Genomic DNA, 12273 nt, shown 5'->3' on the forward strand with positions numbered 1-12273 from the left:
CCGCTAGTGGGTGATGGCCTCCGGCGAAACGGCGTTCACCCGTCCCTCGACGCCGACCTCCTCGCCTCCTCCGTCGCGGATGGTCCCGAGCCAGTCAGCCGTCCATGCGATCGGCGCGGCGGAGCTGTCGAGCTGCGCAGGGCCTGAAGCGTTCACGACGATCTCGCCGATCCTCCCGGCTGTCTCCGATGCCTCGGTTCCAGCACGCCACAGGAGCGTGAGCCCGTCAGCGCACAGCATCGCCATGCAGTCGCTCGTGCACTCGGAGTAGCCGCCGAGCAGCTCGCCGAGCGCCTGGCACTCTGCGGCCGCGGCGAGCGCCGCGGGGACGGACTCCGCGGCCGTCTCCGCTGCGACCCCGAGCCCCGTCAGCCCGCCGATGGTTCGGGTTGGCGACCACGTCAGCGTCCCCGCGAGCCGGAGCACGTCGCCGGGATCCGCCGTCCACGACATGAAATGTGCCGGTGGTACGCCCGCGTTGTCAGAGGTCACGCTGCCGAGCCAGCTCGCCTCGAAGAGCGCGCGTCCCTGCATGTCTGCCACGCCGCTCAGCTGGCCGTCGAGCGCGAGCGGCGTCCCCGCGAGCCCGGCACGCGCCCATCCACGACACCTGTCGCGCAGGGGGATCGGGAGCGCGGCGAGGTGCGCCTGTGCTGCGGCGTCCCAGTCACGCTCGACCCGCTGCGCGGCAAGCGCGCGCGCCTGGTCCGGCGGCGCCGCGCGCTGCATGGCGTCGAGCAGGGACGCGGCTTCCGCGCCGGCAGGCAAGAAGGCGTCGAGCAGCTGCTCGGTCGCTGCTTCGAGCATCGCGCTCAGGCCCTCCGCCGTCACGAGGGTCAGCTTCGTGTCGAGGCGCGCCGCCGCCATATCGATCGGCAGGTCCTTGATCGGGACGCGGACGTCGCGCGCGGAGCCGGCCTGCAGCTCTCGTTCGCCCACGCAACCCCACATGATCCGACCGCTGTGCAGGGCGACGGTAAGGCTCGGCCCTACAGGCGCGCCCTTGACGACCACCGGTTCGTCCGGACCGCCGTGCGCCACGAGCGCGCCCACGGGTGCTTCGGGCGCAGCGGCTGCGATCTCCTCGCAGGTGGCCTCCGCGACGACGCTCGCCGTCCAGTCCTTCGCGACGCGCGTCCCCTCATAGACCGGGATGACGCGGAGCGTACCGAAGCCCTCCGCGCTCACCGAAACACCGAGCTCCGCGGACGGCCCGCCCTTTGTCGCGGCGCGGAGCCGAAACGTGCTTCCCAGGGTCGACGCGTGGAGCTGAACCGAGGCCCTGCCATTTTCGTCCGCGACGGCCGTGGTGCGGTCGACCCATGCACCTGCGGCTTCGCCGAGGAGGGTGAAGCTCACCTCGTAGGGCGCCGGTGGTTGTCCCGTGACCCAGACCGTGCGCAGCTCCCCTGGCACGAGCTGGAGCGTGCCTTCCTCCTCGAACGCCAGGACCGTGGGTTGAGCGGTGTCCCCAGGCATGTCGGGGCCGCCCGTCGACTCATCGGCCATACGAAAAGAGCAGGACGCCAGTCCGACGATGGCGATCCAGGGAGCCGAGTACTTCCAAGGCAAGCTCACTCTTGGAGTGTACCTTGCATCTCCCCCAGCGAACAGTGGAGGGGCAAACGTACGACGGCATTCCGGGTGAGCCCTGTCCGTCGGCCACCGACGCTGCCGAGCAGAGCTTGGGGTGAGTAGGGTCGCACAATCGTGCCGTCGCGAGCTGTTCCCCGAGGCGGTGGTGCCGGGGCTGCGTGGCGGCAGCGGACGACCGCAGGGCAGCGGACGTCCCTGGGCGCGACCGGCGGCGCCGCGCCTCGATACCTGAGGCAGACGGCGCCAGCCTGCAGGGGCGCGACTACTTCACGTAGATCTGGGCGACGGCGAGGCCGCTGCCCTTGACGGTCATGATGGCCTTCGCGGGGCCGCCCACGGGGAGCGGATTCTTGAAGCAAGAGCCTTTGCCACCGAGCGTGGCGTTCGGTCCCGTGGTGTTGTCCTGGGAGAGCACCACGGGCGGCAGCATCGGCGCGGGCTGCGCGACGATCTGCAGGTTGAGCTCCTGGACGCCGAGGCCCACGCCGATCACCGAGTAACACTTGCCCGGCTGGATATTGAACGGCTGCTCGAGCGTCTGGCCGTCCTGGAACTGCCCGGCGAACGCGCCGCCCTCCGGCTGCATGCCCTGGACCTCGGAGGCCGCCATGGCGGTGAGGATCGGGGTCGCTGCGCTGACCGCAGCAGGCGCGATCGGGGTCGCCTGGCCGGTGCTCGTGCCCGTTGCGGTCGGCGTCGTCGGCGTCGGGGTGGGGGTCGTGGTGGCCGGCGGCGGGTACTGGCCCGGCTGGGTGGGTTGGCCGTACTGGCCCGGCTGGGTGGGCTGACCGTACTGTCCGGGCGGGTATTGTCCGGGGGGGTACTGGGTTGACGCCCCGTACTGGTTCTGCATCTGCGACGGGTTGTTCGGCTCCGGGTCGCTGCCGCCGCAGGCGAGGGGCGCGAGGCCGAGCAGGGCCGCTGGGATGAGGACGTGCAAGCGCATACGAGGCTCCTTCAGGGTTGTGCGGGTGAGGCCGCGACAATGGGACGCTCGCCGCACCCGCGGCGGCTCACCGCCGCTGGTCACGGTCGGTAAGACGGCCGAGGTGGGGGCGTGTTCTACAACGACTTGGCTGCGCGAGGCCAGACGCTGCGGTGCAGATGGCACGAGGCGCGTCCAGCGAGCGGAAAGCGGCGTCGCCGCGGCCTGGGCACACAGGTCCTGGAGCACGTTGTCGACCAGCGTTCGACGTTTCCGTGTTCGCGGGCGGGCGCGCGCGGTGTCGATCGCCCCCCGTGTCCCCACACGGCCACGGCCGTCGAGCCCCCCCCGATGGATGCGCTGAGCCTGGCCGGCGCCGCCTACCGCCCCATTCCTCGCGAAGACGCACCAAGCCGTCGGCGCACCCGCCGGAGGAACCACGGGTCCCTGCGCCCTCCATGGGACCCCTGCGGCGCTCCAGCCCAGTTGACGCGGGCGGAGGGCGACACCAGAAACCCCGTTCACAACCGCGCGCGGGGCGGGGCGGTCACGTGGTCCGCTTGGCGAGCCCAGCGCGGTCCCGTCGCGAGCCCGGCCGGCACGCCACGGCGTGCGGCCCGGCAGTCACGCGCCGCTTCTGTGTAGATTGAACAATGGGCGATCCCGCTCGCGGCGGGAGATCAGGAACGAGCCATGAGCGACATCCACCAAGCGATCAAGGATACCGTCGAGAGCAACCGCGTCGTCCTCTTCATGAAGGGCACCAAGACCTTCCCGCAATGCGGGTTCTCAGCGCGGGCCGTCGACATCCTGAAAAAGTGCGGCGTGGACTTCAAGGACGTCAACGTGCTGTCCGATCCCTCGCTGCGCCAAGGGATCAAGGACTTCTCGCAGTGGCCGACGATCCCGCAGGTCTACGTGGACGGGAAGTTCATCGGCGGCTCCGACATCCTGACGGAGATGTTCCAGTCGGGCGATCTGCAGAAGCTCCTGTCGAAGCAGGACTAACGTCCGGATCGCTCGGGGGAGCGAAGCCCCGCCGCGCTGACGGCGCGGCGCAGGACCTCGTCGAACATGTCGCCGGTGAGCCGCCCCGTCTGGGTGTTCTGCTGGCTGACGTGGTAGCTGCCGAAGAGCAGCGCCGCCCCGGCGCCGCCGCGCGGATCGGGGATCGCCGCCTCTACGCCGTGCGCGAACGGCGGGAGGCGCGGGTGAGCTTCCGCGCGATCCCCCGCGGACGCGCCGCGCGAGCGGGCGAGCGCGCCGACGGCGTCATAGCCGATCTTGCCGAGCGCGAGGTACACGCGCGCCCGATGCAGCGCCGCGAGCTCTCGGTCGATCCACCCGCGGCACGCCGCGAGCTCGGCGATCGTGGGCTTGTTGTCCGGGGGAGCGCAGCGGCAGGGGGCGGTGATGAACACGCCCCGGAGCGAGAGCCCATCGTCGCGCGAGGTGCTCGTCGGCTGCGAGGCGAGCCCCGCTCGATAGAGCGCCGCGTAGAGGAAGTCACCCGACCGATCGCCCGTGAACATGCGGCCGGTGCGGTTCCCGCCGTGCGCCGCCGGGGCGAGGCCGACGATCACGAGCGGCGCGTCCGGATCGCCGAAGCCCGGCACAGGGCGGCCCCAGTAGGTCTGGTCCCGGTAAGCGCGCCGCTTCTCTCGCGCGACGTCCTCGCGCCACGCCACGAGCCGCGGGCAGCGCCGGCACTCGACGAGCTCCGCCGTGATCAGATCGAGCGCGCGCGCCGCGCCGCCGCGGCTCACGCGGCGGGCTCGCCGCCCGAGCTCGTCGATGCGCTGCTCTGCCCCACGTCCACGCCGCGCTCCGATGCGCGCGCCTCCGCGAGCGGGCGCGGCGGCGCCGCCGCGTGCTCCGTCAGGCCGCTCTGCTCGCCGGCCACCATCCCGGTCACGATGCGGTCGAGCACCGCGTCGAAGCGCAGGCGATTGAAGCGGGCTCCGCTCGCCAGCCAGTCGATGTGCCCGCCCTTGCCCGGAAAATGGCCGACGATGTCCAGGTGGTCGGCCTTGCCGGCCCAGATGAGCTCCCCCCAGACCTGCGAGGCCAGCGGGACCACGCCGTCGTTGGCGTCCGGCGGCGGCAGCTCCCCGAGCACGCGCGCGAGCTTCTGCTCGATCGAGCCGTCATGGGAGCGGCAAGGGTAGTGCTCGTTCAGGCGGGCGGTGATGTTCGACAGCGCGGTGAAGATGGCAGCCGACATCGCTCCCCACGGCGACCGGAGCGCCGATACCCAGTCGCGGACGGCGTTGCGTGGCGCGTACGTCGCGACGCTCTGGTACCGCAAGCCCGCGCGGTCCTCGAGTCCGGCGTGGAGCAGATCCATCGCCTCGGGCATGAGCTGGACGATGGCGCCCTGGTCGTCGCGCAAGAGCTTCAGCCAGGCGCGCAGCTCGCGGCTCGATGCGTCGTCGAGCACGCGGATGAAGCTCTCGACCGCGCGATCGATGAGCTCGACCTCGAAGAAACCGAGCTGCGCCCGGCCGAACGCGGCGACCAGCGCCGACGCGGCGGCGAGCGGCGGCGCGCCGAGCTTGAGGCCGGCCACCGTCAGCGCGGTGACGGCGTAGAGCAGGCGCTGGCCGCTCACCGTGGCGAAGAAGGCGGCGAGCGGGGTGCCGAAATGGGGCGTGTTGATGGTGGTGACGGACCGCAGCCGGCTCGTCCAGCCGAGCCGGCGGTGAGCGTTCCCGGGGAGCCGTGACGTGGGCGAAGCGACGAGGCGAGCGTCCAGGCCTCCGGTCGAGTGGCCTACGATGTGGATGGGGCCGTCGTCGTCCCCGGCGCTCTCGTCCACGAGGCGGGCGAGCTTCGCCGCCCGGCGGAGGATGGAGGCCGTCGGGTGGACCTCGCAGACGTGGATCTCGACGATCCGGCCGCGATCGCGGAACCGCTCCTCGATCGCGCGGATGAAGTGCTCGAAATACTCGAGGGAGGCGAGGGTCGCGAAGCCGAACATGCCCGGCGACAGGTAGACGCGCGTCTTCTGCACGCGCGGGAATGTGCCATGTCCGCCGGCCCTCCGCGGCATTTCCGTCGCCGCCCGCGCCTGCGACCGTGACAGCCGGGCGGCGTGAAGAAGCGGCGGCATGCCGGCGGCGAATCCGGCTACCCTGCGATCGTGGACGACCCCAGCGCGCGGGAGATCGAGGCGGCTGTACAGGAGGCCCTGGGCCTGTTTGGAACATCGGGCTCGGTGAGCGTGCAGGGGCGCCAGATCGCGCTGCGCGGGCGCGGTGCGCCCGTGGCGATCGATCTGGAGCAGCTGGTCGAGCAGTGGCCGCTTCTGCCACAAGAGCTGCGCACGCGTAAGGCGTCCGACATCGCGCGGCGGCTCGCTCAGGCGCACCGCGCGGTGAGCTCGCTCGCGCCGCCTGCGCCGGCCGCCCGGGTCCGGCCAGCGCGGCACCTCGTGATCCCCGTCGGCGCGCTCGCGCTGGTGGTCGTCGTCGCGCTCTTCGCGTCGCGCATGCTCCGATCGCGGGAGGCCCCGGCCGCCTCGCCGACAGAGCCGGAGACGACGTCTGGCGAGGACGCGGCGCGGAACGCGCGCACCTGCGAGGCCGCCCGCAAGCGGATCTACGCCGGCGCTTCCATGGGGCCCTTCGAGCTCGCGGGCTGGGTCGCCGAGCTCTGGCTGGCGATGCCGCGCGGCGCCGCTGCAGCGGAGGTCGCCTCCGGCGCCGGGGAGCCAGCAGCCCTGACCGCCGAGTCCGTGGGGCTCGGCGCGCTCATCGCGCAGGGCAAGCTGACGTCGGGCGCCGACGCCGAGCTCGCCGCGATCACCGACGGGGTCGTGGAGATCGTCCCCGGGTTCGATGCGGAGGAGGCAAGGCGCTCTCCGTCGTGGCGCGCGATCACCGCGCGTTTCTCCGGCGGATACGCGCGGGCATACTTCGATCCCGCGCACCGGGCGCGCTTCGTCGCGCTCGGCGATCGCATGGCCGACGCGTCTGCCGCGGCGCTCGGCGCCCTGTACGCGCGCTGCGCGCACCTGCCCTACCACGACGCCGGCGCCTGGTTCCGCGGCTCGGATCCGGCCGCGGCGGCGACGGCGCTCGTCTATGCGTCCGGCCTCTTCGCCGAGATGTCGGCGGTCGATCGAGGGGCGCTCGCCGGGCTGCCAGGGGTGGGGCCGATCGACGCCTTGCGCGGCGCAGGCGCCTCGCTCGATGCCGCGAGCCTGGGCAAGCTGGTGGGGGCGCACGGCGGGGGCATCACCAAGGGCGGGACAGGCGCGGTCGTCATCACGTTCCCCGTCGGCGGGCCGACCCGGGCGACGACCGCGAGCCGCACCGTCGCGCGCAAGCTGCAGGTCGGCGTGGGCCAGGAGTGAACGCTCACTCGCCCGCGGCGAAGTGCACGATCGAGAAGACCCGCGCCGCGTCGCCGGCGCGCTCCGTGAGGAGCGCACGACCGCCGAGGAAATCGAGCTCGACGACGAAGGCGAAGCCGGCCACCTCGCCGCCCTGCTTGCGCGCGAGCTCGGCCGCGGCCGCGGCCGTGCCGCCGGTCGCGAGCAGGTCGTCCACGATGAGGACCCTGGCCCCCGGCCTGATCGAGCCCTTGTGCATCTCGAGCTCTGCCTTGCCGTATTCGAGCGCGTACGCCACGCGATCGGTCGCGGCCGGGAGCTTGCCTGGCTTGCGCACGGGCACGAAGCTGGCGTTGAGCCTGGCCGACAGCGCGCCGCCGAAGATGAAGCCCCGGGACTCGACGCCGACCACGACGTCGACGTGCTCGCCCACGAAGCGCTGGGCCAGGAGATCCAGCGTGATGTGGAGCGCCCGCGGATCCGCGAGGAGCGGCGTGATGTCCTTGAAGAGGATCCCGGGCTTCGGAAAATCCGGGACGTTCCGGAGGTGCGCCTTCAGATAACGGAGCGCGTGCTCGGAGGGCAGGGCGTCGTGGTTGAACATGACGCCGAGCGTAGGCGAGCACATTCGAGCCGGAAAGCGCTCCACGCGTCGCGACGCGAGCTACGTCAGGTGACCTGGCCGTCGTTGAGCTCCGCGGCGAGGAGGCCTGCGATGCCCTCGTGCTGCGCGGCGAAGAGGTCGAGGGTCAGCGGCGTGACGCTGACGGCCCCTGCGTCGTAGGCCTCGGTGTCCGAGCCGGGGACGAGGTCGTGGCGCACGCCCGCGCCGCCGATCCAGAGGTACTCATGCCCGCGCGGATCCCGGCGGAAGATCACCTCTTCGGTGTACAGGCGCGCGCCCATGCGCGTGGCCCGCACGGGCCAGCTGCTGCCCGCAGGGATGTTGACGTTGAGCAGCGGCGCTGGCCGGCGGCCCTCCTTCCCGGCGGCGCGGTGGAGGGCGAGGGCGAGCTTGACGCCGAGCGCCGCTGCGGCAGGGAGCGACGCGCCTGCATCGGCGGAGAGCGCGATCGAGGGGACGCCGCGGAGCGCTCCTTCGCGCGCGGCGGCCACGGTGCCCGAGTAAAAGATGTCGGCGCCCAGGTTGAGCCCGTGGTTCATGCCCGACACGACCAGATCGGGGCGCCGCGGCAGCACGCGCGTGCCGGCGTGAAGGGCGACGTAGATGCAGTCGGCGGGCGTCCCGTCGACCGCGAACACGCCGGGCGCAGCCTCCAGCAGCCGGAGGACGCGGTGCAGGCTCAGGGAGTGGCTCGTCGCGCTCTGGTTGACCGCGGGGGCGCACACCACCACGTCGGCGTGCCGGGCGAGCTCGTCCCGCACCGCGGTCAGACCCGGGGCTGAGTAGCCGTCATCGTTGGAAAGGAGGATCAGAGGGCGCATGCGTTCGCTCGATGGGTCTCTGGATCAGCGACCGAGCATGCGCCTCGCGAGCGCGGCGACGAGCTCGACGAGGGCGCTGACGCGGCCGAACCATCCGGCTCCACCGCGCGCCCGCGCCATCGCGAAGGCGACCGTCCGGAGCGCGGGCGTATAAGGGTACCACCACAGCTCGCTCTTCGCCCTGCTGCGGTCCTCGAGCAAGAAGCGCGGCCGCGTGAGCTCCGCGAGCGCGTGTGGGCTGCTCGTGACGCCGTAGCCGCTGTCTCCCGCCCCCGTCCACGGCGCGGCCGGGAGCGCGCCCGTGAAGCCGTGGTTGTTGATCGTCACCACGCCGGAGCGCAGCCGCCGCGCGAGCGCGTGGGCCCGCTCGTAGCCGCGGGTCCAGAGGCTTGTCGTGAGCGCGAAGCGGGACGCGTTGGTGCGCGCGATCGCCTCCTCGGCGTCCTTCACCACGAGGATGGGAAGCACGGGGCCGAAGGTCTCCTCCCGGAGCAGCGGCGTGTCCTCGCGCTCCACCCTGAGGACCGTCGGTGGGAAGGCGAGCGAGCCCTCTTCCGGCGCGCCGCCGGCGAGGATCTCTGCCCCGCCCTCGACGGCCGCCTCGAGCTGATGCCTTACGATCTCCGCCTGCCGCGCCGTCGTCATCACGCCGACGTCGATGCCGGCCCGGAGCTGCCCCGTGAGCGCGACGACGCGCGCGACGAAGCGGTCCGCGATCGCCTGCTCGACGTAGACGCGCTCGATGGAGGCGCAGTTCTGTCCGGCGTTCGTGAAGGCGCCCCAGAGGACGCCGCGCGCGGCGCGCTCCAGATCGCAGTCGCCGAGGACGATGGCGCTGTCCTTCCCGCCGAGCTCCAGGGACGCCGGGATGAGGCGCTCGGCGCACGCGACGGCGATCTTCTTGCCGGTCGCGACGCTGCCCGTGAAGACGACGAGATCGACGCCGGCCCCGGCGAGCGCGGCGCCGACGTCGCCGCCGCCCTGCGCGACGGCGAGGACGCCGTCCGGGAGCAGCCCGTCGAACAGCGACGCGACGAGCGCGCCGGAGCGCGGCGTGACCTCGCTCGGCTTGAGGACGACGGCGTTGCCCGCGAGCAGCGCCGGCACGATCGTGCGCAGCGGGATCGCGACAGGGTAGTTCCAGGGCGTGATGAGCGCGACGACGCCGCGCGGATCCCTCTGGATGCGCCCGACCTTGCCGGGGTAGGCGAGCGGATCGAGCGCGACGGTGGAGTCGTCGAGGAGCTCCTCGATGGACCGAGTCCAGTAGTCGATGAGATCCGCGTTCGGGAGCACTTCGGCGAGCGCGGCCTCCTCGATCGGCTTGCCGCACTCGCGGTGCACGAGCGTCGCGATCTCCTCGGCCCGCGCGAGCAGGCGCTTCTTGACGCGCGCGATGAGCTCGGCGCGCTCCCTGATCGGGACCTCCGCCCAGGCGATCTGCGCCGCCCGCGCTCTGGCGACGATCGTCGCGAGGTCGCTGAGCTCTGTCTCCGCCACGTCGTCGAGGGGCGCTCCCCCTGCCGGGCTGCGCAGCGGGAAGGGACCGGAGCTCGCTTCCCTGACGGACGCCGACGACGCCGCGTCGCCAGCTGCGGCGCCGGCCTCGTGGGGAAGGGGAGTCGTCTCGGAATCCATCGGGCGCGGAGCCTAGCACCGCGCTCCTGCCCCTCTGCATGGGGCATGTGGCGGCCCCGAGGGAGCAGGCCCCGACCGGACGGGCCGGGGGCGCGGGTTTCTACGGAGCGGGATCAGGTGCAGGCGCGGTCTCTTCAGCGGGCGCGGGCGCAGCGCCCTCACCGTCCGGGGTAGCGGTGCCGGCGGGGCTGCCTTTCCGCTTCGTGGGCCGGTCGGGCGTCGGGCTCGCCGCGGCGGGCGTGATCGACACGACCGTTTGCTTGCGGCAACCGACGATGACCGCCTGGCCGGCGGAGAGCCACGCGGGGGTCGACGTCTTCTCCGTCGTCAGCTTGCCAAGCCGCACGTAACGCGTCCCGCAAGGCACGTCGAGCGTCTCTCCGGTGCTTCCGGCGAGCGAGCCGTTCACATACACCGACGCGCGCTCTGGCGAATTGACCGTCAGGTGGCCCCGGTTCGGCGGCAGATCCTCGGCCTTGCCTGCGGCCGGCGCAGCGCTCGCCTCGGGCGCAGCGCTCGCTTCGGGCGCAGCGCTCGCTGCCGGCGTCGCGGTCTCGGCCGCGGACGGTGCAGCGGGCGCCGTCTCGGTGGGCGCGGCGGTGGGCGTCGGCTCGGTGGTCGGCGGCTGCGCTGTCGCGCCCTGGGTCGCTCCCGCAGACGTGTCGGGGGCGACGTTGGGGAGGGGCGCGGGCTCGGAGTCAGACATGCTGAGCCGGTACGCGACCGCTGCGCCGCCCACGAGGAGCGCCACGGCGGCGATCACGATGCCCACGCGGGAGCGCGGGCGCGGCGGCGGTCGCACGGTGATGCCGGCGTCCGCGGCCGGCCGCGTCGTGACGTGGTCGGAAGGCTTCACGTCCTTGTCGGCCGGGAGGGGCGGGTCCTTGGTGATGACCTTCGGCAGAAGGTCGCGGTCGGCCGCCTTCGGCCTGGACCTGCGATCCGCTTCGTCGCTCGCGTCTCTGGACAGCGCTCCGGGCGACGCATTGCCGGTCTCTTCCGCGACCGAGCGCGCGATAGCCTGAGCTTCGGACCGCGCGGAACGGACCGCCGTCTCCTCGTCTTCGAGGCCCTCGGGGCGAGAACGAATGACGGTGGGCTCGTCCTCGAGCATGCCGCGGATCACGGTCGGCTCGTCGTCGACCATCTCGCGGCTGAACTCTCGCTCGGTGGAAGGCTCCCCCATCGCGCGCCGCGTGGCGGCGGCGATCGGATCCGGCGCCTTGGGGGTGACCGGCTCACCAGAAGAGGACGGCCCACGGGCAGTGACCACCTCGAGCGTGGAGGCGTCGTCCGCGGCGGCCGACGCGGCCGTGGCGTGTACCTCCGCGCGGTCGGGCAGGGATCTGCGCTCCGCGCGCGCCTCGGCATCCGGCGCCGCCCTGCGCTCGGCCGGGAGCTTCAGCGCTGCAGCGGGCCTCTGGCCGGGTTCCGGCTCGTCGGGGAGGAGCCCTGCGAACGAGAGCTCGCTGTCGCTCTCCGCCACCTTCGGCCGCGCAGCGACGTCCTCGTGGGGGAAGAACGGCTTCGTCTCTGCGCGCGGGCTGGAGCCCCGGGCCGGGGGCACCGCCGCGCCTGCAGCGGGCGCGTCCTTGCCCAGGGCAGCTGACCTGGCCGCAGGCGCGGTGACCTTGGCCGCGGTCCTGGCTGCCTCTCTCGGCTTCAGCTCGGCCGCCTCCGCGGGAGGACGGAAGGTCTCCTGAGCACCGGCGGGGGGGCCGGCGTCAGCCCGCGGGAAATCGATCGAGGCGGCGGGCCTGGCGGCCGGCTTCCCGGGGGAGCTGGGAGGCGGCGCAGGGGTGCGCGCCTGCGTCGCCGCGGCCGGCTTGACGGCCGCGGCCTTGACCCCGCTCGCTGCGGGCGTGGCCGCCGCGGGCGTCTTCACCGGGGGCTGTTGCGGCGTCTTCGCCGGAGATTGCTGCGGTGCCTTCGCGGCCGCTGCTGGCTGCTTCGCGGCGCTGGCCGCCGCGGTCTGCGAGGCCTGCGCGGCCGCCGGGCTGAAGGCGTCGATGCCACCGACGTCGTCCAGGGCGGGCTCGAGGGAGCGCGGCGCAGACGGTCCGCCCGCGGCGATCGCGCTCGCGGCCGGCCGTGCTTCGTTCGCCGGCGACGTTTCCGTCGAGCTGAACCTGGGGTCGGGCGAGGCCGCGCCCGCCGTGTCGTTGGCGATGGCGCCGGGCGCCTCGCCGCGATGCGGGACGAGCTCGGCGGAGGCCGCGAGCTGCGCCCGGGTGCGGGGCGCAGCGGCGTTCCGCTGCACCCGGTGGAGGAGCGCTTCGAGGGTGGCGACTTTTTCGGCGACGTTCACGCCGCGCCAGCATATCGCGGCTCG

Annotated in this window: 10 protein-coding genes; 2 read left to right on the forward strand and 8 right to left on the reverse strand. The window is 73.0% G+C overall.

What is annotated here, in order from left to right:
• Positions 1-3 precede the first annotated feature (3 nt).
• Positions 4-1578: a hypothetical protein gene (locus WME97_RS16325; protein WP_437552833.1), complete on the reverse strand. Its 1575-nt coding sequence runs from the start codon at positions 1576-1578 to the stop codon at positions 4-6.
• A 280-nt stretch (positions 1579-1858) separates the two neighbouring features.
• Positions 1859-2542, reverse strand: a complete 684-nt coding sequence (locus WME97_RS16330) for a hypothetical protein (RefSeq protein ID WP_437552834.1) — start codon at positions 2540-2542, stop codon at positions 1859-1861.
• 672 nt (positions 2543-3214) lie between these two features.
• On the opposite strand from WME97_RS16330, the gene grxD reads away from it, so the two are divergent.
• Entirely contained in the window at positions 3215-3529 is a 315-nt protein-coding gene (grxD, locus tag WME97_RS16335) for a Grx4 family monothiol glutaredoxin (RefSeq protein WP_437552835.1), read from the forward strand.
• Here the strand turns inward: grxD and WME97_RS16340 are convergent.
• Positions 3526-4287: a uracil-DNA glycosylase gene (locus WME97_RS16340; RefSeq protein WP_437552836.1), complete on the reverse strand. Its 762-nt coding sequence runs from the start codon at positions 4285-4287 to the stop codon at positions 3526-3528. The two genes, grxD and WME97_RS16340, sit on opposite strands and share 4 nt — an antisense overlap.
• Positions 4284-5534 carry an esterase/lipase family protein gene (locus tag WME97_RS16345; protein WP_437552837.1) on the reverse strand — a complete coding sequence of 417 codons (1251 nt, stop codon included), beginning with the start codon at positions 5532-5534 and terminating at the stop codon, positions 4284-4286. The genes WME97_RS16340 and WME97_RS16345 overlap by 4 nt, the downstream gene beginning before the upstream one ends.
• Before the next feature lie 129 nt (positions 5535-5663).
• Here WME97_RS16345 and WME97_RS16350 point away from each other — a divergent pair, with 129 nt between their 5' ends.
• Positions 5664-6878, forward strand: coding sequence for a hypothetical protein (locus WME97_RS16350; protein WP_437552838.1), 1215 nt, complete (start codon positions 5664-5666; stop codon positions 6876-6878).
• A 4-nt stretch (positions 6879-6882) separates the two neighbouring features.
• Here WME97_RS16350 and WME97_RS16355 read toward each other — a convergent pair whose 3' ends face one another.
• From WME97_RS16355 to WME97_RS16370, 4 genes are all read right to left on the reverse strand, one after another.
• Entirely contained in the window at positions 6883-7485 is a 603-nt protein-coding gene (locus WME97_RS16355) for an adenine phosphoribosyltransferase (RefSeq protein WP_437552839.1), read from the reverse strand.
• 41 nt (positions 7486-7526) lie between these two features.
• Entirely contained in the window at positions 7527-8303 is a 777-nt protein-coding gene (gene surE, locus WME97_RS16360) for a 5'/3'-nucleotidase SurE (protein ID WP_437552840.1), read from the reverse strand.
• Positions 8304-8327: 24 nt separating this feature from the next.
• A complete protein-coding gene (locus WME97_RS16365) occupies positions 8328-9941 on the reverse strand; it encodes an aldehyde dehydrogenase family protein (protein WP_437552841.1) in 1614 nt (537 codons plus the stop codon).
• Positions 9942-10041: 100 nt separating this feature from the next.
• Positions 10042-12249 (reverse strand): hypothetical protein, encoded by a 2208-nt coding sequence (locus WME97_RS16370; protein ID WP_437552842.1) that lies wholly within the window; start codon positions 12247-12249, stop codon positions 10042-10044.
• Positions 12250-12273 lie beyond the last annotated feature (24 nt).

The organism is Sorangium sp. So ce367 (assembly GCF_051520455.1).
GTDB lineage: Bacteria > Myxococcota_A > Polyangia > Polyangiales > Polyangiaceae > Sorangium > Sorangium cellulosum_B.

What these genes read in the sequence shown, in the direction of transcription:
- WME97_RS16330 (WP_437552834.1), bottom strand. Translation starts at nt 2,542, where the DNA reads ATGCGCTTGCACGTCCTCATCCCAGCGGCCCTGCTCGGCCTCGCGCCC.
- grxD (WP_437552835.1), top strand. Translation starts at nt 3,215, where the DNA reads ATGAGCGACATCCACCAAGCGATCAAGGATACCGTCGAGAGCAACCGC.
- WME97_RS16355 (WP_437552839.1), bottom strand. Translation starts at nt 7,485, where the DNA reads ATGTGCTCGCCTACGCTCGGCGTCATGTTCAACCACGACGCCCTGCCC.
- surE (WP_437552840.1), bottom strand. Translation starts at nt 8,303, where the DNA reads ATGCGCCCTCTGATCCTCCTTTCCAACGATGACGGCTACTCAGCCCCG.
- WME97_RS16365 (WP_437552841.1), bottom strand. Translation starts at nt 9,941, where the DNA reads ATGGATTCCGAGACGACTCCCCTTCCCCACGAGGCCGGCGCCGCAGCT.